This is a genomic window from Streptomyces sp. NPDC104307 (genome assembly GCF_055584045.1).
The window spans coordinates 206,183-229,032 of the sequence record NZ_JBVJMU010000010.1 but is presented as its reverse complement, the minus strand read 5'-3'; the positions used below and the strand labels follow the sequence as shown (position 1 = coordinate 229,032).

The following is a 22,850-nucleotide window of genomic DNA, read 5'->3' as shown; positions in this document are numbered from 1 at the left end:
CCCCGGGGCGCGCGCCGGAGTGTCGCAGCCGTAGGCGAGACTGGTTCTGTGGCACCGACAGACGAGACCGCTCAGACCCAGCCGCCCCTCACCCCGCCCGTACCGCCGGTCGAGCCATCGGCCCCGCCGTCGGGTGCCGGGCCGGTCCGCATGCCCGGCTGGCTGCCGCGTGCGATGGTGCTGGCCCTTGCGCTCTACGCCTGCTTCCGGCTCGGGAGCTGGGCGTTCGACCAGCTCATCGGCCTGCTGATCAACATACTGATCGCCTTCTTCCTGGCGCTCGCCATCGAGCCCGCGGTGAGCCGTATGTCGGCCGCAGGCATGCGCCGGGGCCTCGCCACGTTCCTGGTCTTCCTCGCCGTGCTGATCGCGAGCGTCGGTTTCGTCGTGATGCTCGGCTCGATGCTCGCGGGCCAGATCGTCGACATGGTCGACGAGTTCCCCAAGTACCTCGACTCGGTGATCAACTGGGTCAATCAGACCTTCCACACGGAGCTCTCCCGGGTCGAGGTGCAGGACAGCCTGCTGCACTCGGACTGGCTGCAGAAGTACGTCCAGAACAGCGCGACCGGTGTGCTCGACGTGTCGACCACGGTCCTCGGCGGCCTGTTCCGGCTGCTGACGATCTTCCTGTTCTCCTTCTACTTCGCTGCCGACGGGCCCCGGCTGCGCCGCGGACTGTGCTCCGTGCTTCCGCCCTCCCGCCAGGCGGAGGTGCTGCGGGCCTGGGAGATCGCGGTCGCCAAGACCGGCGGATACCTCTACTCGCGCGGACTGATGGCGCTCATCTCGGGAATCGCGCACTACATCCTGCTGGCGGCTCTCGGCGTGCCGTACGCGCCGGCGCTCGCGGTCTGGGTCGGGCTCGTGTCGCAGTTCATCCCCACGATCGGCACCTACCTGGCGGGCGCCCTGCCGATGCTGATCGCCTTCACCGTCGATCCCTGGTACGCGCTCTGGGTCCTCGGGTTCGTCGTCGTGTACCAGCAGTTCGAGAACTACGTGCTGCAGCCCAAGCTGACCGCCAGGACGGTGGACATCCACCCGGCGGTCGCCTTCGGCTCGGTGATCGCGGGTACGGCACTGATGGGCGCCGTCGGCGCGCTCATCGCCATCCCGGCGGTGGCCACGCTGCAGGCCTTCCTCGGCGCCTACGTGAAGCGGTACGACGTCACGGACGACCCGCGGGTGCACGGTCATCACCAGTGGCGGCTCGGCGAACCGCTGGCGGCGCGGCTGCGCCGATTCCGGCATGCCCCGGAGAGCGATGACGGGCAGGCGCCGGGCGAGGGCGACGGGCCGCAGGGGCCGCGGCCGCGCTCCTGAGAGCGGGTGAGCCGGTGTGGCGTGGCGCGCTTGACACCAAAATCGAACATCCGTTCTTATGGGATTCCGGCCGGGTTTTGCCGGGCTCGACCGTGGAGTTGTCCACAGGCCGGGAGGACGTCGAGGCCCATTGTCAGTGGCAGGGGTTAGCGTCTGAGACGTGAAGCGATCGACTCAAGCAAATCGGGTGGAACCCATGGCAGGAAACGACCGCGAGAAGGCGCTGGACGCCGCACTCGCACAGATCGAGCGGCAATTCGGCAAGGGCGCGGTCATGCGCCTCGGCGAGCGGCCGAACGAGCCCATCGAAGTGATCCCCACCGGTTCGACGGCCCTCGACGTCGCGCTCGGCGTCGGCGGCCTGCCGCGCGGCCGTGTGGTGGAGGTGTACGGGCCGGAGTCCTCCGGTAAGACGACGCTGACGCTGCACGCCGTGGCGAACGCGCAGAAGCTCGGCGGCACAGTCGCCTTCATCGACGCCGAACACGCCCTCGACCCCGAGTACGCGAAGAAGCTCGGTGTCGACATCGACAACCTCATCCTGTCCCAGCCGGACAACGGTGAGCAGGCCCTTGAGATCGTGGACATGCTGATCCGCTCGGGCGCCCTCGACCTGATCGTCATCGACTCCGTGGCGGCCCTGGTGCCCCGTGCGGAGATCGAGGGCGAGATGGGCGACTCGCACGTGGGTCTGCAGGCCCGACTGATGAGCCAGGCGCTCCGGAAGATCACCAGCGCGCTCAACCAGTCCAAGACCACCGCGATCTTCATCAACCAGCTCCGCGAGAAGATCGGCGTGATGTTCGGCTCGCCTGAGACCACCACCGGTGGCCGCGCGCTCAAGTTCTACGCCTCGGTGCGCCTCGACATCCGACGGATCGAGACGCTCAAGGACGGCACCGACGCCGTCGGTAACCGCACCCGCGTCAAGGTCGTCAAGAACAAGGTCGCGCCGCCGTTCAAGCAGGCCGAGTTCGACATCCTCTACGGCCAGGGCATCAGCCGTGAGGGCGGCCTGATCGACATGGGCGTGGACCACGGCTTCGTGCGCAAGGCCGGTGCCTGGTACACGTACGAGGGCGACCAGCTCGGCCAGGGCAAGGAGAACGCCCGCAACTTCCTCAAGGACAACCCCGATCTCGCCAACGAGATCGAGAAGAAGATCCTGGAGAAGCTGGGCGTCGGTGTACGGCCCGACGCGGCCTCCGCCGAGCCCGCAGCGGACGCGGCGGCCGGGACTGCCGCGGCCCCGGCCGACGGTGCGGCCAAGCCGGTGTCCGCTGCGGCCGGCAAGACCAAGCCGGCCAAGACGACGGCGGCCAAGAGCTAGGCCGTGACACGTCGTACGGAGTGGCCGGGCTTCGCCGCCGAATCCGGCGAGGGCCCCGGCCCCGGATTCGCCGCCGCGTCAACCGACGGAAGCGCCTCCGGATCGGGCTCTGAGGCCGGTCTCCCCTACGAACCGGCTGCGGGGGCCGGCCGGGGCAGGGGGTCGGGCCCGGGAGCGGGTCCGGGGTTCGGTGAGGGGGCCGGGCGCCGTTCCCGGTCCCGCTCCAGAAGCAGCGGCTCCCCCTCCTCGTCGAGGGCCGAGAAGGGGGAGTCGCGAGACCCGGTCGAGCAGGCGCGCAACATCTGTCTGCGGCTGCTCACCGGGACGCCGCGCACCCGCAAACAGCTCGCGGACGCCCTGCGCAAGCGGGAGATCCCGGAGGAGGCCGCGGAAGAGGTCCTGTCTCGCTTCGAGGACGTCGGTCTGATCGACGATGCCGCGTTCGCCGACGCCTGGGTGGAATCCAGGCACCACGGCCGAGGACTCGCCCGCCGCGCCCTCGTCCGCGAGCTACGGACCAAGGGTGTGGACGCGACGGTCATCGACGAGGCCGTCGGCCGGCTCGACCCGGACCAGGAGGAGGCGACGGCGCGCGAACTCGTCGCGCGCAAACTCCGCTCCACGCGGGGACTGGACCGCGACAAGCGGCTCCGCAGGCTTGCCGGCATGCTCGCCCGTAAGGGATACGGGGAGGGAATGGCCCTGCGTGTGGTGCGCAGGGCACTCGAAGAAGAGGGCGAGGACACGGAAGGGCTGGACGAACCCTTCTGACCGGAGCTTCCGGCCGGTGTGTCCGGCCGGTGTGTCTGACCCGTGTGTCTGACCTGGACTTCCGACTGGCTCAGCTGACTGGTTCCGCCGGTCGGCCCGTCCGACGGGCTCAGCTGACTGGTTCTTCCAGCCGGCCCTCCAGCCGACTGGTTCCCGCTGCCCGTCGGCCTGCGTTATTGGCCTGCGCTACTGTCCGGCGCGGGCTGCGCGGCTGATGGTGGCGTCGATCAGGGCGACCGCATCGGTGGCGGTGCGCCCGGGGTGCCGGTTCCACGGCCCGATCAGCCCGGTCCAGCCCTGGGAGCGGAGCTCGGTGATCAGCCAGGCGCCGGCCTGGTCGACGGTGGCCGCCGAACCGTAGCCGAGGCGATGCGCGGTGAGCATGGCACCGCAGACACAACGGGCGCCCCTCGCGTTGCGCAACCGGTACGGGGTGTTCTGCCAGCCCCACTCGGTGAGGATCTGCCGTGCGTGGGCGAGGTGGGTGGAGGGCCGAACCTCGGCCTGTCCGATGCGCCGCCAGGAGTGGAGCCGGTCGGGCAGTACCGCACCGAGGCGCCCGGGAAGCGGACGCTCGCGCGGCGCGGCGGCGGGCAGCGTACGGAGGGTGTCCGCGATCAGCTGATCGACCGGCACGGACAGCAGATCACGCCAGTCGGCCGGGTCCGCCTGCGACGGATGCGACGAGTCCGGAAGTGACTGGCTCGGATGTGCCCGGTCCGGAAGTGACCGGCTCGGATGTGCCCGGTCCGGATGCGACGAGTCCGGATGCGACGGGTCCGGATCAGGTTCGGCCGGTACGGGACGTACGGGTTCACGGGCCGTGCGGTCCCAGCCCGTGACGATCTGGCGCCACGCGTCCGTGTCATGAAGCCGAGCGGCCTGAGCGTCCAGCTCGTCAGGGGTCAGCGCGGTGGTCGGAGCAGTCGTCGGCATCGGTGCGGGCTCCCCGTCGTAGCGGCCTGGTCGTTGAGCCGAATGTCCGTCCAGTACGGGGATCGCTCCACCGGAGAGAGGCCATACGGGTGTGTCGCGACGGATTCGGGCCGGGAAGAGCCCTCGGGCGGGCGGGCCGTAGGGAGGGGGAAGCCCCGGTGCGGGGGAAAGCCCCCGCATCAAGACGGCGGAACGCTCCAGTGCACCGGTACCCCCGCACAGAGGAGTCTGTGACACATGCCGAAGCAGCCCGGACACGGCCTGGGAACAGGGCCCGGAACCGGTAGCGGCTCGGCCGACAACACCGCGGACGACGACGACGCCAACCGAAAAGAGACGGTCGCATCATGCTGCTGCGCTACGCCCTCGGGACGATCAGACACCGCAAGGGGGGATTCCTCGGAGCACTGCTGGCCCTCATGTGCGCCGCCGCCCTCGTCACCGCCTGCGGCACCCTGCTGGAGACCGGCCTGCGCGGACGCATCGCCACCGAGCGCTACGCCGCGACCCCGCTCGTCGTCTCCGCCGACCAGAACGTTCATCAGACCACCGTCAAGCACAAGGGCAACGGGAAGACCAAGACCAAGCACAAGGCGAAGCCCGTCGCCGAACGTGCCTGGCTTCCCGCAGGCGACGCCGACCGGCTCCGCGCGGTCGAGGGCGTTCGCACGGTCGTCCCCGAACTGACCTTCCTGGCCCAGCCGCTCGGCCTCCCCGGGGGCGGCGGAGCATCCGGTCCGCCGTCCTACGGCCACGCGTGGACCTCTGCCCCGCTCACCCCGTTCGCCCTCACCGCAGGCCGTGCACCGGCCGCCGCGGACGACGTGGTGATCGACCGGGACCTCGCCCGGCGGGCAGGACTGACCGTCGGAGACCGGATCACCGTCCAGTCCACCCGGGCCCCTCGCGCGTACCGAGTCAGTGGCGTCGCGGCCCCGAAGGGTGTCGACCGGCTCCGGGAGCAGACCTCGCTGTTCTTCTCCACCTCGGAGGCCGAGCGCCTCGCCGCCCGCCCCGGCCAGGTCACCGCGTTCGGCGTGCTGCCCGCAGCCGGTACGGACCTCGGCGGGCTGAAGCAGCGGGTCGCGCAGGCCCTCAAGGGCACGACGGCCCAGGTCGCCACGGGTGACGACCGAGGACCGGTCGAGTTCCTGGACGCGGCGGGTGCCCGGGTCAAGCTCGTCTCCATGGGAGCGGCCATGGGCGGCACCTCGCTGCTGGTCGCCGTACTCGTCGTCGTCGGCACCTTCGCGCTCTCCATCCAGCAGCGCCACCGTGAACTGGCCCTGCTGCGCACCATCGCCGCCACCTCTCGGCAGATCCGCCGCCTGCTCGGCCGTGAGGCGCTGGTGGTCGGGGCCGTCGCCGGGGTGCTGGGCGCACTGGCCGGACTGCCGCTCGCCGGCTGGCTGCACGGCCGGTTCATCGATACCGGGGCAGTCCCGGCGACCCTGGAGCGGACGGCAGGCATCTTCCCGGCCTGCGTCGCCCTGGCCGTCACGCTCATCGGCGCCTGGGCCGCCGCCCGGATCTCCGGTCGCCGCATCGCCGGGCTCCGCCCGGCGCAGGCCATGGCCGAAGCCGAGGTCGAGCGCGCCCGCCCGGCACGCCTGCGGACCGTCGCCGGTCTCGTCCTGCTCGTCGGCGGCGGGGTGCTCGTCGCCGTACTGAGCATCCTGCGCACCGAGGCCGCCTCGACCCCCGTCACCTTCCTCGCCGTGGTGATGCTGGCCACGTCGGTGTCGCTGCTGGGCCCCCACCTCGTGCGGGCGGCTTCCCTTCTGCTGGGCCTGGTGCTCCGGCCGGCCGGGCCCATCGGGAAGCTGGCCAACTCGAACACCCGGGGCAACTCCACCCGGATGGCCTCCGTCGTCACCCCGCTCACCCTGCTCATCGGCATGACCTGCACGGTGCTCTTCGTCCAGCCGACCCTCGGGGACGCCGCCCTGGCCCAGGCCCGGGAGGGCACCCGCGCGACCTGGGTACTGGGCGCACAGGGCCCCGGCGTCCCGGCCGCCGCCGTCGACGCCGTCCGCGCGACGTCCGGTGTCACCGCCGCCACGGAGATCGTCCGGACCACGGTCCGGGTCGGGCTCGACAAGTACCCGGCCCAGGGGGTCACCCCGGCCGGCCTCGCCCGCACCTGGGACCCCGAGGTGACGAGCGGTTCGCTCGCCGCGTTCACCGCCGACTCGCATACCGCCGCGATCAGTGAGCTCGCCGCCGATCAGCTCGGCCTCCACCCCGGCAGCAAGCTGAAACTGCACCTCGGTGACGGAACGCCCGCCACCCTCACGGTCGCCGCCGTCTACCACCGGGGCCTGGGCTTCGGGGACCTGACGCTGCCGCACGATTTGGTCGCCCGCCACATGGACAACCCCCTGGCCGCCACGGTCCTGGTGTCCGGAGACGCCTCCCGCAGCGAACTGACCGCCTCCGTAAAGAAGTTTCCCGGCATCGCGGTCCTGGCACCGGCCGACGCCGACCGGCTCCAGGCGGACCAGCAGCAGAACAACGCCGAGGTCAACCTCCTCGCCATGGGCCTCGTCCTGGCCTTCACCGCCATCGCCGTGGTCAACACGCTCGCCATGTCGGTGTCCGAGCGACTGAAGGAGTTCGCGCTGCTCCGGCTGGCCGGGGCGACGCGCCGCCAGGTGCTGCGGATGCTCCGCATCGAGACCGTGTCGGTCCTGATGATCGCCGCCGTTCTCGGCTCCGGAATCGCGCTCGCCGTACTGACCGCGTTCAGCATCGGTATGACGGGCGGTGCGGCCCCCGCCGTTCTGCCGCTGGTGTACGCGACCGTGGTGGGCGCCGCGGCGCTGCTCGCCCTGATCGCCACGGCGCTGCCGGGCCGGATGGCGCTGAAGGCCCGGCCGGTGGACGCGGTCACGTCGGGTCAGTGAACGGAGCCCCCGCCGACCCGGGGGCCCCACCGACCCCGAGGCTCCCGGTCAGACGTCGACCGGGAGCCCCGCCGCGCGCCAGGCCTGGAAGCCGCCCGCCAGATCCGTTGCCCGGTACAGCCCGAGCCGGTGCAGCGACTCGACGGCGAGGCTCGACGCGTAGCCCTCGTTGCAGATCACCACGACCCGCAGACCGTGGCTCACCGCCTCCGCCGCGCGGTGGCTGCCCTGTGGGTCCAGCCGCCACTCCAGCTCGTTGCGTTCGACGACCAGCGCTCCCGGGATCAGCCCGTCCCGCGCGCGCAGCTCCGCGTAGCGGATGTCGACGAGCAGGGCCCCGTCGGCGGCCGCAGCACGGGCCTCCTCGGGGCCGATCCGCTCGAATCCGGACCTGACCCGCTCCAGCAGCTCGTCTATCCCGACCTGTCGGGTGCCCTCCGGCCCCGTACCTTCGTGATCTTCGTGCGGTGCGTCGCTCACTGCCAGTCCTCCGGGATTTCGGTCTGTTCGAGGCGGAGTACCGCGTCCGTGCGGCTGTAGCGCCGGATCTGCGGGAGCGGGGGGTAGTACGCGTGGACGGAGACGGCGTGTTCGTCGGCGGACTCGTTCAGCACCTCGTGCACATGGTGCCTGCCGAAGGCCCTGCCCTGCCCCGGCGTCAACTCCCGCGAACGATCGATGCCCTCGGTCAGTTCGAGGGTCTTCCACCCGTCGGTGGGCAGTCGTGCCGCGAGCGAGTGCTCCTTGAGCGTGCCGCTCGCGGTGAGGAAGGCGCCGATGGAGTCGGCGTGGTCGTGCCAGCCGGTGCCGGTGCCGGGCGGCCAGCCGATCAGCCAGGCCTCACTGCCACCGGGCCCTTCGAGCCGGATCCAGGTGCGGCCCTCGGGGTCGAGCGGGAGCGAGGCGATGAGGGCGGCGTCCGCGGCGGTACGGCGGACGAAGTCGAGCAGTTCCGCAACGGTCGGAACGGTCCGACCGGAAGTGGACGAGGGTACGGAAACAGGCAAGGCAGAGGCAGACACAGGGGACCGTCCTGAGAGTTCGCGTGGATGTCCCGCCGTACGTCATGGCGTACGGCGGAGCAGGAGAAGGCGATTCAGCAGGACGGGCGACACACGCAGCCCGCATAGCGGAGCAGGTCCATATGGACCCTCCGCCACAGGCGCACATCGGTGTCGGTCATGTTCCGGAGTAGACCATGTGCGCCTGCGGGGGTCAATTGATGTCTGCGGTGCGGTCGGAGCGTTCGGAGGTGCGGGCCGCGCCGCCGCGCGCCGCTTCCGCTGCCGCGCGGAGCTCGGCGGGCCGTACCCCGCTGAACGACTCCACCAGGTGACCGTCCGGCCTGACCAGCAGAACGGTGTGCGCGGAGGCCCCTGGATAGCTCTCCGCCACCAGCAGTTCGCCCTTCACCGGCAGGGCGTCCACCGCCTCGACGAGCCGGGGCATCACTCCAGCGCCCATCCAGTGCCGCCGGTCCCATACTCCAGTTCCGGGGGCCACCAGGACCACCAGCAGCCGCCCCTGCCCCAGCCGTTCCCGGAGCCGTACGCCGGTGCCGTCCGGTGCCGTCACCCGCACATCGGTGACCGGCGCACCGGGGGGCGTACCCACGGACGTGTGCGCCTCGGCACGCGGGGGCGCAAGGGGGGACAGCGAGTAGGAAGGGGGCGCACCGAGGGGGCCGCATCCCAGATGCCCGTCGGTGAGCAGCGAATCGTGCCCCCGTGCGCTCCCCGGGACCAGGGTCCGCAGCCCGCCGCCGCCCCGCAGTATCGGCAGTGACTGGTCTGCTGCGCGCAGCCGCGCGGCGACGGCGGACCGGCGCTCGGCCTGGTAGCTGTCGAGCAGCACGTCGGACGCGCCGTGGTGCCAGGCCAGCGCCAGCTTCCAGGCCAGGTTCTCGGCGTCCCGCAGCCCCTCGTCCAGCCCCTGGGTGCCGAGCGCGCCCAGCAGATGGGCGGCGTCCCCGGCGAGGAACGCCCGCTTCACCCGCCACCGCAGGGCGAGCCGGTGGTGCAGCGTGTAGACGCCGGTGTCCAGCAGCTCGTACGGGGGTGTCTCGCCGCACCAGCCCGCCAGGGTGTCCCGGACCCGGGCGACCAGGACGTCGGGCGTGACGAGCTCGCCGCGCGGCGGCAGCAGCCAGTCCAGCCGCCAGACGTCGTCCGGCAGCGGCCGTGCGGTCACCTCGGCACCACCGGAGCGCCACGGCGGCAGCCGGTGCAGTACGGCCTCGCCCGGCCAGGGCAGCTCGGTGCGCAGGGCGGCGACGGCATGCCGCTCCACCGCCGTACGCCCGGGGAACCGGATGTCCAAGAGCTTGCGCACGGTGGACCGGGCCCCGTCGCAGCCGACCAGATAGCTCCCGCGCCACCAGGTCGCCCCGGGGTCCCTGGTGTGCACGGTGACCCCGGCCGGGTCCTGCTCCAGCGTGTCTATCCGGCTGTGCCGTGCCGTCCGTACGAGATCCTGCGCGGCCACCGCGTCCCGGAGTCCGCGCACCAGTGCGTGCTGCGGGATGTGGACGGGGGCGGCCGGCGCGTCCCCGGACTGAGCGTGTTCGCCTTCTCCGAGGGGCAGTTGGCTCACCAGCTGCTTACGCCGCAAGGACCGCCAGCCGGACCAGCGAAGGCCCTCGTCCTGGAGCGTCTTGCAGCCGAGCCGCTCCAGCAGGGCCGCGGTGTCCTCGCGGAGCACCACCGTGCGGGCAGGCCGCGTCTCCTCCTTGCCGGGATCCTCGTCGAGGAGCACGGAAGGCACCCCCTGAGCCGCGAGGGCGAGCGACAGCACCAAGCCGACCGGCCCGGCACCGACGATGATCACCGGGTCCACGGCGCGGCCCCCGGAACGTGTGCGGTCGGACGCTTGGCGGCGTACGGGCGGAGCGGACGGGCCGGGGCGGCCCCGGAGGTCGGGGAGGGCGGCGACGGAGATGCGGCGGCGTAGGGGGCTCGGGGCGCGATCACAGAACGTATGCAACCTACTGCCGGTGCTTGCGTCAAGTGACACCGGAACGCGGCGAGGGGCGGTGGCGCACGCGCCACCGCCCCTCGGGGACCTCTGTTGATCAGCCGTCAGACGGCGCGTCCGTCATCAACGTTGAGCGACGGCGCACCAACCGTCTCCAGGTCGCCCCCCGGGCCGGTGCCCACGACCGCGCCCGTGCTCTTCTTCGCGCGCCGGAGCCGCCGCTCCAGCCAGCTCGCGAAGGACGTCAGGGCGAAGTTCAGCGCGAGGTAGACCAGCGCGATGATCGTGAAACAGGCGATGGTGTTCGCCCCGTAGTTCGCCGACATCGGCCGGACCGAGGCCAGCAGCTCCGGGTAGCTGAGCACCGCGCCACCGAGGGCGGTGTCCTTCACGATCACCACGAGCTGGCTGACGATGGCCGGCAGCATCGCGGTGACCGCCTGCGGCAGCAGCACGAAGACCATCGTCTGGCCCTTGCGCATGCCGATCGCCTTGGCCGCGTCCGTCTGCCCGCGGGGGAGCGTCAGGATGCCGGCGCGCACGATCTCGGCGAGCACCGAGGCGTTGTAGAGCACCAGACCCGTCACGACGGCGTACAGCAGACGCGTGTCCGGTTCGAGGTCGGCGTACTCGGAGTACATCGCGTTGGCGATGACCATCAGGAGCAGTACGGGGATGGCGCGGAAGAACTCCACGACCACGCCGCTCGGCACGCGCACCCACCGGTGGTCCGAGAGCCGCCCGATGCCGAACAGCGCGCCCAGCGGAAGAGCGATGATCAGAGCGAAGAAGGCGGCCTTGATCGTGTTCTGGAAGCCGGGCCAGATGTACGTCTCCCATGCCTGGGTGCCGGTCAGGAACGGCTTCCACTTGACCCAGTCGAGCTGGTGCTTCTCGGCGAGGCCGCCGTACACCCACCACACCACTGCCGCTGCGGCCAGTACGAAGAGGACGGTGTACAGGATGTTGCGCCGCTTGGCGCGGGGCCCCTGCGCGTCATAGAGGACGGAACTCATCGCTTCACCGCCACCTTCTTGGCGACCCAGCCGAGGATGAGACCGGTCGGGAGGGTCAGAATGATGAAGCCGAGGACGAACACACCGGAGATCAGCAGCAGCTGGGCCTCGTTCTCGACCATTTCCTTCATCAGGTACGAGGCTTCCGCGACCCCGATCGCCGCTGCGACCGTGGTGTTCTTCGTCAGTGCGATGAGCACGTTGGACAGCGGATTGACCACCGACCGGAACGCCTGCGGGAGCACGATCAACCGGAGCACCTGGGTGAAGCTGAGCCCGAGTGCCCGGGCCGCCTCCGCCTGGCCGACGGGCACCGTGTTGATGCCCGAACGAATGGCCTCGCACACGAACGACGCGGTGTAGACGACGAAGGCGAGCACCGCGAGCCGGAAGTTGATGACCTTGAAGTCGCCTCCGCCCCCGAGCGTGATCTGAAGCGTCTGGAAGAGGCCCAGCGAGGCGAAGACGATGATCACGGTCAGCGGAATGTTCCGGACCACGTTCACATAGCCGGTCGCGAAACCGCGCATCAGGGGGACCGGGCTGACCTTCATGCCGGCCAACAGCGTTCCCCATATGAGGGAGCCGAGGGCGGAGTAGACGGTGAGCTGCACCGTCACCCAGAACGCCCCGAGCAGGTCGTAACCATCAAGAAAGTCGAACACGATCTCCCGCGCTTCCGCGTGTAGGAGGGCACGGCGCGCCGCCGTCAGTGGCGGCGCGCCCGGTCAGCCCTGCTTCACTTGACGACGTTGCCGATCTTGGGGGCAGTCTCGTTCTTGTAGTTCGCCGGGCCGAAGTTGGCCTTCACTGCCTTCTCCCACGAACCGTCCGAGACCATCTTGGTCAGCGCGTCGTTGATCTTCTTCTTGAGGTCGGCGTCGCCCTTCTTCAGGCCGATGCCGTAGTTCTCGTTGGTCATCTTGAAGCCGGCCAGCTTGAACTTGCCCTTGTTGACGTCCTGCGAGGCGTAGCCGGCCAGGATGCTGTCGTCCGTGGTCAGCGCGTCAACGGCCTTGTTCTCCAGGCCGGTCAGGCACTCCGAGTAACCGCCGTACTCCTGCAGCTGCGCCTTCGGGGCCAGAGTGTCGTGGATGTTCTGCGCCGAGGTCGAGCCCGTGACCGAGCAGAGCTTCTTGTTGTTGAGGTCCTCGGGCTTCTTGATCGAGACGTCGTCCGCGCGGACCAGGATGTCCTGGTGGGCCAGCAGGTACGGACCCGCGAAGTCGACCTTCTTCAGCCGCTCGTCGGTGATCGAGTAGGAGGCGGCGATGAACTTGACGTCACCGCGGTCGATCGACGTCTCGCGGTCCTGGCTCTTGGTCTCCTTGAACTCGATGTTCTTCGCGTCGTAGCCGAGTTCCTTGGCGACGTACGTGGCGACATCGACGTCGAAGCCGGTGAACTTGCCGTCCGGCGTCTTCAGACCGATTCCGGGCTGGTCGATCTTGATACCGATGGTGATCTTCTTGCCGCCGCCCGAACCGGACGAGTCGTCCTTGTCGTCGGATCCACAGGCGGTGGCGGTCAGAGCGAGGGCGAGCACGGCGGCCGAGGCGGCGGTGACCTTACGAAGCTGCATGGTGAAATTCCCTAGAGTTGACGCGATGTGAGTGATCGGCCGGCCCTGAAACCGGCGCTGAAGGCTCCATCAGTGGTGAAGGATCTTCGACAGGAAGTCCTTGGCCCGGTCACTGCGCGGGTTGCTGAAGAACTGGTCGGGCACGGCCTCTTCGACGATCTTCCCGTCCGCCATGAAGATGACCCGGTTCGCCGCGGAGCGGGCGAAGCCCATCTCATGGGTGACGACGACCATCGTCATGCCCTCGCGGGCGAGCTGCTGCATGACCTCCAGCACCTCGTTGATCATCTCCGGGTCGAGCGCGGAGGTCGGCTCGTCGAACAGCATGACCTTGGGGTCCATCGCCAACGCCCGTGCGATCGCCACGCGTTGCTGCTGACCGCCGGAGAGCTGCGAGGGGTACTTGTCGGCCTGGGTCCCCACGCCCACCCGGTCGAGCAGCGAACGCGCCTTGTCCTCGGCCGCCTTCTTCTCCGTCTTGCGGACCTTGACCTGGCCCAGCATCACGTTTTCGAGCACCGTCTTGTGGGCGAAGAGATTGAACGACTGGAAGACCATGCCGACATCGGCACGCAGCCGCGCCAGCTCCTTGCCCTCCTCGGGCAGGGGCTTCCCGTCGATCGTGATCGCGCCCGAGTCGATCGTCTCCAAGCGGTTGATCGTGCGGCACAGCGTGGACTTCCCGGACCCCGAGGGCCCGATGACGACCACGACCTCGCCACTGGCGATCGTCAGGTCGATGTCCTGGAGCACATGCAGCGCGCCGAAGTGCTTGTTGACGTTGCTCAGCACGACCAGGTCGCCGCCGGCCGCGGGTGCAGCGTCCTCGGCGCCCTTGGTCACTGAAACTCCGCTCATCGGCTTTTTGCTCCGTCCTCCTCGGTTGGCAAGGACCTTAGTGACGCAGTGCGACCAGCGTCATTACATCTGAGCGGAAATTGAGCATAACGATCCGGCCGCAACCGGACACTCCGCGTGAACGGGACGTCACGCGCGGGAACCCGGCGTACCGGGTGCATAACGGAAACATGGATGCAACCGGCAGGCACTTGACTGGCCCACCGGTCATCGGAGTGGATGCCTTGGTACACCCCGACGTGAAACGCCTCGATACGGGGAAGTGACCAGGGGCGTACGCGACCGCACCGACACCACATCCGCCGACTTCAAGACATTTACCGGCACCGCGACTCCGGAGAGGGGGCCCATGAGACTGCTGCTCGTCGAGGACGACAACCACGTCGCCGCCGCCCTGTCCGCCATCCTCGGCCGGCACGGCTTCAAGGTGGTGCACGCCCGCAGCGGCGAGGAGGCACTCCAGGCCCTCCTCCCCACGGATGCGGAGCCCTTCGGAGTCGTACTCCTCGATCTCGGGCTGCCCGACCAGGACGGCTACGAGGTGTGCGGGAAGATCCGCAAGCGCAGTGCCGTACCGGTGATCATGGTGACCGCGCGGGCCGACGTCCGCTCGCGCATCCACGGGCTGAACCTCGGCGCGGACGACTACGTGACCAAGCCGTACGACACCGGCGAGCTCCTCGCCCGTATCCACGCCGTCAGCCGGCGCAAGCCCGCCGCGGAGGACACCGGGCCCACGCCCGTCGCCGCGCTGCGCCTGGGGCATGTGCACATCGAGCTGCCCACCCGGCGGGTCAGTGTCGACGGCAGCGAAGTCCAGCTCACCCGCAAGGAGTTCGACCTGCTCGCGCTCCTCGCGCAGCGGCCCGGCGTGGTGTTCCGACGGGAGCAGATCATCAGCGAGGTCTGGCGCACGAGCTGGGAGGGGACGGGGCGCACGCTTGAGGTGCACGTCGCCTCCCTGCGCGCCAAGCTGCGGCTGCCCGCACTGATCGAGACCGTGCGCGGGGTCGGCTACCGCCTCGTCGCCCCGTCCGCGTAGGGGCGTACGGCTCCGGTGCGTACCAGGCTGCTTCCGCTGCTCATCGTCCTCATGGCGAGTGTCCTGCTCGCGCTCGGCTTCCCGTTGGCCGTCAGCGTGGCCGCCGCTCAGCAACAGGGCGTCGTGATCGACCGGATCGACGACATGGCACGCTTCGCCGCACTCGCCCAGTTCATCACCGAGCGCACCAACGGCTACGACGAGCGACAGCGCACGCTCCAGACCGAACTGGAGACGTACGACGCGGTGTACGGCATCCGGGCGGGCGTCTTCTACCGTGACGACTCCGCGATGGCGAAGGCCCCTGGAGACTGGCGGCTGCCGGTCGAGGGCGAGGGCCGGGAGGCGTTCAACGAGGCGCTGCTCGGCCGTCGCAGCCACGATCCGCCGCAGGTCTGGCCCTGGCAGGACGGCCGGGTGGTCGTCGCCTCACCCGTCGTGCGCGACGGGGACGTGGTCGCCGTCGTCGTCACCGACTCACCCACCGCGCAGATGCGTTCCGACACCCTGCGCGGCTGGCTGCTGATCGCGGCGGGCGAGGTGGTCGCGATGCTGGTGGCGGTCGGCGCGGCGATCCGGCTCACCGGCTGGGTCCTGCTCCCGGTGCGGACCCTGGACGTGGCCGCCCACGACATCGCCAGCGGCCGGATGCGGTCCCGGGTGGCGGCCTCCGGCGGACCGCCGGAACTCAGGCGGCTGGCCCGTTCGTTCAACGAGATGGCCGACAACGTCGAGGACGTGCTGGAGCAGCAGCGCGCCTTCGTCGCGGACGCCTCGCACCAGTTGCGCAATCCGCTGGCCGCGCTGCTGCTCCGGATCGAGCTGCTCGCCCTGGAACTCCCTGAGGGCAATGAGGAGATCGCCTCGGTGCGCACGGAGGGAAAGCGCCTCGGCCAGGTCCTCGACGATCTGCTCGACCTGGCCCTGGCCGAACACGCCGCGGCCGATCTCCAGCTCACCGACATCGGCGCCCTCACCGCCGAACGCGTGCTCTCCTGGCGCCCGGTGGCCGAGGAGAAGGGGGTCAGGCTCCGGACGGACGGCACCCCCGCCGTCACCGCCTGGGCCGACCCGATCGCCCTGTCCAGCGCACTCGACGCCATCATCGACAACGCGCTCAAGTTCACCCCGGCGGAGGAGGAGGTCCGGGTCACGGTCGCCTCCGGCGGCGAGTGCGTCACCGTCGCCGTCGCGGACCGCGGACCGGGCCTCACCGAGCAGGAGCTGGAGCGCGTCGGAGACCGCTTCTGGCGCAGCTCGCAGCACCAGAACGTACGGGGTTCCGGCCTGGGCCTCTCCATCTCGAAGGCGCTCCTGGCCGCGAGCCGGGGCACCATCGCCTACGAACGCCACGAACCGCACGGGCTGCGGGTGACGGTGTCCGTTCCCCGCAACAGCCCGCATGGCTGAGCGGACTGTTGCGGCGGCCCGCCCCGGCCCGGCGGACTCAGGGCTTGACCGAGCGGTAGTAGCGCTTGGCCCCTTCGTGCAGCGGCAGCGGATCGGTGTAGATCGCGGTCCGCAGGTCCACCAGCTGCGCGGCGTGCACCTCACGCCCGATGCGGTCCCGGCTGTCGATCACGGTCCGGGTGAAAGCCTCGGTCATCGCCGCGTCCGTACGGTCGGTGGTCACCAGTACGTTGGCGACCGCGACGGTCGGCACGGCCTGGCCCTGCTGAGCGTTGCGGTAGGCGTCCGCGGGCATCACGGCCGAGCGGTAGTAGCGGGTCGAGCCGCCCGCCGCCTGGAGCTGCTTGATCAGCGTGTTCTCCAGCGGGACCAGCCGGATCGCGAACCGGTCGGAGAGGTCCGCCACCGCGGTGGTCGGCAGCCCCCCGGACCAGAAGAACGCGTCGATCCTGCCGTCCTGAAGCAGCTTCGGCATGGTGTCGATGCCCGCCGGTACCGCCGTCACGTCGTTGACGGGGTCCAGCCCGGCGGCCGTCATCAGCCGGTCCGCGACCAGCCGCACCCCGGAGCCCGGCTGGCCGACCGCGACCTTCTTGCCGCGCAGGTCGGAGACCTTACGGATCTCCGAGCCCCGGTCCACGACCAGCTGTATGTAGTCGTCGTAGAGCCGGACACAGCCACGCAGCCGCTCGGCGCCCGGCTTCCGGTCCCGCAGGTAGGTGGCCACGGCGTCGGTGGTCGCGATGGTGAAATCGGCCTTGCCCGCCGCCACCCGGGCGATGTTCTGCTGAGATCCCTCGCTGGTCTGCAGCTTTATCGACACATCGGGCAGATCCTTGGCCAGCGCGCCCTTCAGCCGCTCGCCGTAGCGCTGGTAGACGCCGCTGCGCACGCCGGTGCTGAACGACAGGCTCCCGGTCGGTGTGGAGTCCCCGAGCGGGAGCAGCCACCACAGCAGCAGCCCGAGCACGACGACGAGGGCGGCGCCCGCCCGAAGGGAGCGACGCCGGCCGATTCGGGACAGAGCCGACGGGAGCATGGCGGCGATCCTGCCAGGTGGTTCCCGGCCATGGCCAGGGGTGCCGGCGGATCTCCCGGCCGGGGCGGGGCCGGGGAAGCCGTCCGGGAGCCGCCCGCGACGGGAGGTGTCCGGGCAGCGCCTACCCTTGTCGCATGAGCAGCGGCAACCGGAGCGAAGCAGTGGACGTCAGAAAAAGCTACGAGGTGCGCACCTACGGGTGCCAGATGAACGTCCACGATTCCGAGCGGTTGTCGGGTCTGCTGGAGGACGCCGGCTACGTACGGGCGCCCGAGGGCTGCGACGGGGACGCCGATGTCGTGGTCTTCAACACCTGCGCGGTGCGGGAGAACGCCGACAACAAGCTCTACGGCAACCTCGGCCGGCTCGCCCCGATGAAGACGAAGCGCCCCGGGATGCAGATCGCGGTCGGCGGCTGCCTCGCCCAGAAGGACCGCGACACCATCGTCGAGCGCGCCCCCTGGGTCGACGTCGTCTTCGGTACGCACAACATCGGCAAGCTGCCCGTGCTGCTGGAGCGCGCCCGAATCCAGGAGGAGGCGCAGATCGAGATCGCCGAGTCCCTGGAGGCGTTCCCCTCGACGCTCCCCACCCGCCGCGAGTCCGCGTACGCGGCCTGGGTCTCCATCTCCGTCGGCTGCAACAACACCTGCACCTTCTGCATCGTCCCGGCGCTGCGCGGCAAGGAGAAGGACCGCCGGACCGGCGACATCCTGGCCGAGATCGAGGCACTGGTCGCGGAGGGCGTCTCCGAGATCACCCTGCTCGGCCAGAACGTCAACGCCTACGGCTCCGACATCGGCGACCGGGAGGCCTTCTCCAAGCTGCTGCGTGCCTGCGGGCGGATCGAGGGCCTGGAGCGGGTCCGCTTCACCTCGCCGCACCCGCGCGACTTCACCGACGACGTGATCGCGGCCATGGCCGAGACACCGAACGTGATGCCGCAGCTGCACATGCCGATGCAGTCCGGCTCCGACACGATCCTGAAGGCCATGCGGCGTTCCTACCGGCAGGAACGCTTCCTCGGCATCATCGAGAAGGTGCGGGCCGCGATGCCCGACGCCGCGATCTCCACCGACATCATCGTCGGCTTCCCCGGGGAGACCGAGGAGGACTTCGAGCAGACGATGCACGCGGTCCGCGAGGCGCGCTTCGCCAACGCCTTCACCTTCCAGTACTCCAAGCGCCCCGGAACCCCGGCCGCCGACATGGACGGGCAGATCCCCAAGGAGGTCGTCCAGGAGCGGTACATGCGCCTGTCCGTCCTCCAGGAGGAGATCTCCTGGTCGGAGAACAAGAAGCAGGTCGGCCGCACGCTGGACGTCATGGTCGCGGAGGGCGAGGGCCGCAAGGACGGCGCGACCCACCGGCTCTCCGGCCGCGCCCCCGATAACCGCCTCGTGCACTTCACCAAGCCGGACCAGGACGTACGGCCCGGCGACGTGGTGACCGTCGAGATCAGCTACGCGGCCCCGCACCACCTGCTCGCCGAGGGCGCACCCCTCGCCGTGCGACGGACCCGGTCCGGGGACGCCTGGGAGAAGCGCAACGCCTCGGCCGCCGCCAAGCCGGCCGGTGTGATGCTGGGCCTGCCCGGCATCGGCGCCCCGGCCCCGCTGCCCGCCGCCTCGGCCCCGGGCTGCGGCTGCGACTGAACGGACCGCTGGGCGAGAGGGGCGAGGGGCACGGGGCGCGTGGCCAGCACGCCGCGGATCACGTGAGCGCGCGGCCAGCACGCCGCAGGGCGCGCGAGCGCGCAGCCAGTACGCTGCCCCTCATGCTTGTCGCCGCCGCTGTGTGCCCCTGTCCGCCCCTGCTGGTCCCCGACGTCGCCGCCGGTGCCGCGCCGGAGCTCGACGCCGCGAGGACCGCGTGCACCGACGCGCTGGGCGTGCTGGCCGCCTCCCGGCCCGATCTGCTGATCGTGATCGGCCCGGCGGGCATCGCGGGCCGCGGGACCCATCCCGAGGGCGCAACCGGCTCCTTCGGGGAGTTCGGCGTCGATCTCGCGGTTCGGCTCGGGCGGGACCTGGGCACGGTGGCGGACCGGCCGCTCCCGGCGTCGCTCGCCGTCGGCGCCTGGCTGCTGGCCCGCACCGGCTGGGCAGACGCGCCGGTCGAGGGGCTGGGCGTGGGGGAGCCGCTGGAGACCGCCCGCTGCACGGACACCGGCCGGGCGCTGGCCGGCCGGGCGGACCGGGTGGCGATGCTGGTGATGGGCGACGGCAGCGCCTGCCGCACCCTCAAGGCCCCGGGCTACCTGGACGAGCGCGCCGCCGCGTTCGACGCGGCGGCCTCGCGCGCGCTGGGCGCGGCGGACACCGGCGCGCTGACCGCGTTGGACGAGGCACTCGCGTACGAGCTGAAGGCCGCGGGCCGCGCACCCTGGCAGGTGCTCGCGGGGGCCGCACAGGGCGCCGGTCTCGACGGCCGGCTGCTGTACGACGACGCGCCCTACGGCGTGGGCTACCTGGTCGCCGCCTGGTCCTGACCCCGCGAAGGCTCGGGCCGCACGGAATCCGGCGCACAGCCCTGGGCGGTCCGCAGGGCACACGACGGCCGCGGAGCGATACGCTCCGCAGCCGTCACGGTGTCCTGCCGGACCGGGGTCAGGAAGCGGGCGGGGTGGTGCCCCCGTCCTTGTTGGACAGCTTCTCCACCGCGTCCTTGGCCTTCTGCGTGCCGGACACGATCTTGTCGCTGTACTTGCCCTTGGTCTTCTCGTCCACCGTCCGCGCGGCCTTGTCGAGCCCCTGGTCGATCTTGCCCCCGTGCTGCTGCGCGAGGTCGCTGACCTTGTCCTTGGCCGGGCTCAGCTTCGCCTTCAAATTGTCCATGAAGCCCATCGGACACCTTCTCTGCTGGGGGAGTGCGTGCGTGCGCGTCTTCTCCGGACCGGGTACCCGCCGTGCTGCCGCGCAGTCACCGCCGCGATACCTGCTGTCGTGGCGGGACGGAAACCCGAACTATGAGAAAACGCCCATATGTACTCGACATTTTACTTGACGGGGTGTCCGGACGCGCCGCCGTCCCCGGCCACCCTCTCGGCCATTCGGAACGGGCCCCCGGGTTTGCGAGACTGTGCCAGTGAGAAGCCCAGCTCCCGCACCGCGGGTCATCGCCGTCGTCGGTCCCACCGCAGCCGGAAAGTCCGACCTGGGGGTGTTCCTCGCCCAGCGGCTCGGGGGTGAAGTGGTCAACGCCGACTCCATGCAGCTCTACCGGGGGATGGATATCGGCACCGCGAAGTTGACCCTGGCGGAACGCGCCTCCGTCCCGCACCTGCTGCTGGACATCTGGGACGTGACCGAGGCCGCCAGCGTCGCCGAGTACCAGCGCCTCGCCCGCGCCGAGATCGACCGGCTGCTCGCCGAGGGCCGCACCCCGGTCCTGGTGGGCGGCTCCGGGCTCTACGTGAAGGGCGCGATCGACGCCCTGGAGTTCCCCGGCACGGATCCCGATATCCGGGCCGCGCTGGAGGCGGAGCTGGCGGAACGGGGCTCCGGCGCGCTGCACGAGCGGCTCCTCGCCGCGGACCCGGAGGCGGGCCGCGCCATCCTGCCGAGCAACGGGCGGCGCATCGTCCGGGCCCTCGAAGTCATCGAGATCACCGGCAAGCCCTTCACGGCCAACCTCCCCGGTAACGATGCGGTCTACGACACCGTCCAGATCGGCGTCGACGTGGCCCGCCCCGAACTCGACGAGCGCATCGCCCTGAGGGTCGACCGGATGTGGGACGCGGGGCTGGTCGACGAGGTGCGCGCACTGGAGGCGCGGGGGCTGCGGGAGGGGCGTACCGCCTCCCGGGCGCTCGGCTACCAGCAGGTGCTCGCCGCGCTGGCCGGGGAGTGCACGCAGGACGAGGCACGTGCCGAGACCGTGCGCGCCACCAAGCGGTTCGCGCGCCGGCAGGACTCCTGGTTCCGCCGCGACCCGCGCGTCCACTGGCTGAGCGGCGCCGCCGAGCACCGCGGAGAACTCCCGCGCCAGGCGCTGGCGTTGATCGAACGAGCGGTCACAGCCTGATCACGTGATTGCATCGGGAAGCCCTGCCCGTCAGTTCGGCCGGTCGCGGCGTGCCATCATCGAGCATCGATCGACCAGTGGAGTCCGAGTTGGGAGGGCGCGTGGCGATGGAGGCCGGCCCTCGCGACACAGAACAAGACGCACCGGACACGCAGCACGAGGCAGGAAGCTTGAGCCCCGACGGGCCCGATGAGCTCGATGTGACCCCCGAGGTCCAGGTCGAGCTCCGCCCCGCCCGCCGACTGCGTATCTGGCAGCTCGCGCCGATCGTCACGCTCGCCGCGATGGGATCGCTGATGTTCGCCTTCCCGCTCGCCTTCGAGTTCGGTGACGGCGGCGCGGTCGTCGCCATGCTGGGACTGCTGATCAGCTGCTGCGCCGCGGGCTGGGGCATGATGGCCGCCCGCCGCGTCGGACACACCTGGCCCGGTCTGCCGCCCAGGGGCTCCGGGGAGCGCCCGGACTGGCGGGTGATCGTGCTGTACGTCGCGGTGTGCGCGGCACTGGTCGCGCTGGCCGTGTGGCGCGTGGCCCGGCTGCGTTCCTGAACAGCGGCGGGCCGGCCACCGCGGCCGATGCCGCCGGGCCGGGCGGTTTCCGGCGCTGTCGGCGCCACCTCGTACAGTTGACCTGTGACCATCTCGCAGATCGACTTCCTCAAGGGCCACGGCACCGAGAACGACTTCGTGATCCTTCCGGACCCGGACAACGCCCTCGACCTGACCGCCTCCGTCGTGGCCGGGCTCTGCGACCGCCGGGCCGGCATCGGCGGGGACGGGCTGCTGCACGTCGTGCGGTCCGCCGCCCACCCCGAGGCGCGGGCCATGGCGGACGAGGCCGAGTGGTTCATGGACTACCGCAACGCGGACGGCTCGATCGCCGAGATGTGCGGAAACGGCGTACGGGTCTTCGCCCGCTACCTCCAGCGCTCCGGCTCGGTCGAGGAGGGCGATCTCGCCGTCGCCACCCGCGGCGGCGTGAAGAACGTGCACCTCGCCAAGGACGGCGACGTCACCGTCTCGATGGGGCGTGCGCAGCTTCCGGCCACCGGAGTCACGGTCACCGTCGGCAGCCGCAGCTGGGACGCCCGCAACGTGAACATGGGCAACCCGCACGCCGTCGCCTTCGTCGAGGATCTGGCGCACGCCGGCGATCTGTTCACCGAGCCGTCCTTCGGCCCGGCCGAGGTGTACCCCGACGGGGTCAACATCGAGTTCGTCGTGGACCGCGGACCGCGTCATGTCGCCATGCGCGTCCACGAGCGCGGCTCGGGCGAGACCCGGTCCTGTGGCACCGGCGCCTGCGCCGTGGCCGTCGCCGCGGCCCGCCGGGACGCCGCAGACCCCGCGATGAGCGGCACCCCGGTCACGTACACCGTCGACCTCCCCGGCGGCACGCTGGTGATCACCGAGCACCCGGACGGTAAGATCGAGATGACCGGACCGGCCGTGATCGTCGCACAGGGCAAGATCGATCCGGCCTGGCTCGAAACGCTGAACGGATAGCGCTTCGCTCGAATGGGTGATCCGTTTCACGCTGGGCGAGAGGCGGACTCCGCCACGTGGTGGGCTCGGTAGCATCAAGCACCGGCCCGGAGGCGCGACCGCACCTTTCCACCGCCGGTCGACGTCGCCG

At 70.7% G+C, this 22,850-nt stretch carries 22 protein-coding genes; 11 read left to right on the top strand and 11 right to left on the bottom strand.

Annotation, left to right across the window (positions count from 1 at the left end; translation table 11 throughout):
• The first annotated feature begins 150 nt into the window (after nt 1–150).
• The 3 genes from ACZ601_RS24840 to recX all read left to right on the top strand — a co-directional run bounded on the left by ACZ601_RS24840 (nt 151) and on the right by recX (nt 3,427).
• Nucleotides 151–1,326 (top strand): AI-2E family transporter, encoded by a 1,176-nt coding sequence (locus tag ACZ601_RS24840; RefSeq protein WP_469541663.1) that lies wholly within the window; start codon nt 151–153, stop codon nt 1,324–1,326.
• 196 nt (nt 1,327–1,522) lie between these two features.
• Nucleotides 1,523–2,656 (top strand): recombinase RecA, encoded by a 1,134-nt coding sequence (recA, locus tag ACZ601_RS24835; RefSeq protein WP_073737750.1) that lies wholly within the window; start codon nt 1,523–1,525, stop codon nt 2,654–2,656.
• Nucleotides 2,657–2,659: 3 nt separating this feature from the next.
• Nucleotides 2,660–3,427 (top strand): recombination regulator RecX, encoded by a 768-nt coding sequence (gene recX / locus ACZ601_RS24830; protein WP_469541597.1) that lies wholly within the window; start codon nt 2,660–2,662, stop codon nt 3,425–3,427.
• 186 nt (nt 3,428–3,613) lie between these two features.
• Here the strand turns inward: recX and ACZ601_RS24825 are convergent, their stop codons facing one another.
• Nucleotides 3,614–4,363, bottom strand: coding sequence for a DUF6197 family protein (locus ACZ601_RS24825; RefSeq protein WP_469541594.1), 750 nt, complete (start codon nt 4,361–4,363; stop codon nt 3,614–3,616).
• Between the two features lie 347 nt (nt 4,364–4,710).
• Between ACZ601_RS24825 and ACZ601_RS24820 the strand changes: the two genes are divergently transcribed.
• Complete coding sequence (locus tag ACZ601_RS24820; RefSeq protein WP_469541591.1) at nt 4,711–7,269, top strand: FtsX-like permease family protein; 2,559 nt, start codon at nt 4,711–4,713, stop codon at nt 7,267–7,269.
• Between the two features lie 48 nt (nt 7,270–7,317).
• Here the strand turns inward: ACZ601_RS24820 and ACZ601_RS24815 are convergent, their stop codons facing one another.
• The 8 genes from ACZ601_RS24815 to ACZ601_RS24780 form a co-directional block, all read right to left on the bottom strand.
• The gene (locus tag ACZ601_RS24815) at nt 7,318–7,749 is read right to left on the bottom strand and encodes a rhodanese-like domain-containing protein (RefSeq protein ID WP_469541589.1); all 432 of its coding nucleotides are present in this window, start codon (nt 7,747–7,749) and stop codon (nt 7,318–7,320) included.
• Nucleotides 7,746–8,276 (bottom strand): cupin domain-containing protein, encoded by a 531-nt coding sequence (locus ACZ601_RS24810; protein WP_469541586.1) that lies wholly within the window; start codon nt 8,274–8,276, stop codon nt 7,746–7,748. Before ACZ601_RS24810 ends, ACZ601_RS24815 begins: the two co-directional genes overlap by 4 nt.
• Nucleotides 8,277–8,365: 89 nt before the next feature.
• Complete coding sequence (locus tag ACZ601_RS24805) at nt 8,366–8,452, bottom strand: putative leader peptide (protein WP_311307652.1); 87 nt, start codon at nt 8,450–8,452, stop codon at nt 8,366–8,368.
• Between the two features lie 32 nt (nt 8,453–8,484).
• On the bottom strand, nt 8,485–10,104 hold the full coding sequence (locus tag ACZ601_RS24800) for an FAD-dependent monooxygenase (RefSeq protein ID WP_469541583.1): 1,620 nt from the start codon (nt 10,102–10,104) through the stop codon (nt 8,485–8,487).
• 242 nt (nt 10,105–10,346) lie between these two features.
• Nucleotides 10,347–11,258: an amino acid ABC transporter permease gene (locus tag ACZ601_RS24795; protein WP_469541580.1), complete on the bottom strand. Its 912-nt coding sequence runs from the start codon at nt 11,256–11,258 to the stop codon at nt 10,347–10,349.
• Nucleotides 11,255–11,923, bottom strand: a complete 669-nt coding sequence (locus ACZ601_RS24790; RefSeq protein WP_469541577.1) for an amino acid ABC transporter permease — start codon at nt 11,921–11,923, stop codon at nt 11,255–11,257. The genes ACZ601_RS24795 and ACZ601_RS24790 overlap by 4 nt, the downstream gene beginning before the upstream one ends.
• Nucleotides 11,924–11,997: 74 nt before the next feature.
• The gene (locus ACZ601_RS24785; RefSeq protein ID WP_469541574.1) at nt 11,998–12,840 is read right to left on the bottom strand and encodes a glutamate ABC transporter substrate-binding protein; all 843 of its coding nucleotides are present in this window, start codon (nt 12,838–12,840) and stop codon (nt 11,998–12,000) included.
• A 69-nt stretch (nt 12,841–12,909) separates the two neighbouring features.
• A complete protein-coding gene (locus ACZ601_RS24780) occupies nt 12,910–13,698 on the bottom strand; it encodes an amino acid ABC transporter ATP-binding protein (protein WP_123526919.1) in 789 nt (262 codons plus the stop codon).
• 349 nt (nt 13,699–14,047) lie between these two features.
• Here ACZ601_RS24780 and ACZ601_RS24775 point away from each other — a divergent pair, with 349 nt between their 5' ends.
• Both ACZ601_RS24775 and ACZ601_RS24770 read left to right on the top strand, forming a co-directional pair.
• Nucleotides 14,048–14,740 (top strand): response regulator transcription factor, encoded by a 693-nt coding sequence (locus tag ACZ601_RS24775; protein WP_024493686.1) that lies wholly within the window; start codon nt 14,048–14,050, stop codon nt 14,738–14,740.
• 15 nt (nt 14,741–14,755) lie between these two features.
• Complete coding sequence (locus ACZ601_RS24770) at nt 14,756–16,150, top strand: sensor histidine kinase (protein ID WP_440573778.1); 1,395 nt, start codon at nt 14,756–14,758, stop codon at nt 16,148–16,150.
• 37 nt (nt 16,151–16,187) lie between these two features.
• Here ACZ601_RS24770 and ACZ601_RS24765 read toward each other — a convergent pair whose 3' ends face one another.
• Complete coding sequence (locus ACZ601_RS24765) at nt 16,188–17,189, bottom strand: TAXI family TRAP transporter solute-binding subunit (RefSeq protein WP_469541568.1); 1,002 nt, start codon at nt 17,187–17,189, stop codon at nt 16,188–16,190.
• Between the two features lie 134 nt (nt 17,190–17,323).
• Here ACZ601_RS24765 and miaB point away from each other — a divergent pair, with 134 nt between their 5' ends.
• Together miaB and ACZ601_RS24755 are read left to right on the top strand one after the other, a co-directional pair.
• A complete protein-coding gene (miaB, locus tag ACZ601_RS24760) occupies nt 17,324–18,844 on the top strand; it encodes a tRNA (N6-isopentenyl adenosine(37)-C2)-methylthiotransferase MiaB (protein WP_469541565.1) in 1,521 nt (506 codons plus the stop codon).
• A 122-nt stretch (nt 18,845–18,966) separates the two neighbouring features.
• Nucleotides 18,967–19,680 (top strand): class III extradiol dioxygenase subunit B-like domain-containing protein, encoded by a 714-nt coding sequence (locus ACZ601_RS24755; protein ID WP_469541562.1) that lies wholly within the window; start codon nt 18,967–18,969, stop codon nt 19,678–19,680.
• Between the two features lie 118 nt (nt 19,681–19,798).
• On the opposite strand, the gene ACZ601_RS24750 is transcribed toward ACZ601_RS24755, so the two are convergent.
• Nucleotides 19,799–20,035 carry an antitoxin gene (locus ACZ601_RS24750; RefSeq protein ID WP_073737729.1) on the bottom strand — a complete coding sequence of 79 codons (237 nt, stop codon included), beginning with the start codon at nt 20,033–20,035 and terminating at the stop codon, nt 19,799–19,801.
• Nucleotides 20,036–20,276: 241 nt separating this feature from the next.
• Between ACZ601_RS24750 and miaA the strand changes: the two genes are divergently transcribed.
• The 3 genes from miaA to dapF all read left to right on the top strand — a co-directional run bounded on the left by miaA (nt 20,277) and on the right by dapF (nt 22,720).
• The gene (gene miaA / locus ACZ601_RS24745) at nt 20,277–21,215 is read left to right on the top strand and encodes a tRNA (adenosine(37)-N6)-dimethylallyltransferase MiaA (RefSeq protein ID WP_469541559.1); all 939 of its coding nucleotides are present in this window, start codon (nt 20,277–20,279) and stop codon (nt 21,213–21,215) included.
• Between the two features lie 107 nt (nt 21,216–21,322).
• Nucleotides 21,323–21,763 (top strand): hypothetical protein, encoded by a 441-nt coding sequence (locus ACZ601_RS24740; RefSeq protein WP_440573783.1) that lies wholly within the window; start codon nt 21,323–21,325, stop codon nt 21,761–21,763.
• Between the two features lie 84 nt (nt 21,764–21,847).
• On the top strand, nt 21,848–22,720 hold the full coding sequence (dapF, locus tag ACZ601_RS24735) for a diaminopimelate epimerase (protein ID WP_469541556.1): 873 nt from the start codon (nt 21,848–21,850) through the stop codon (nt 22,718–22,720).
• Nucleotides 22,721–22,850 lie beyond the last annotated feature (130 nt).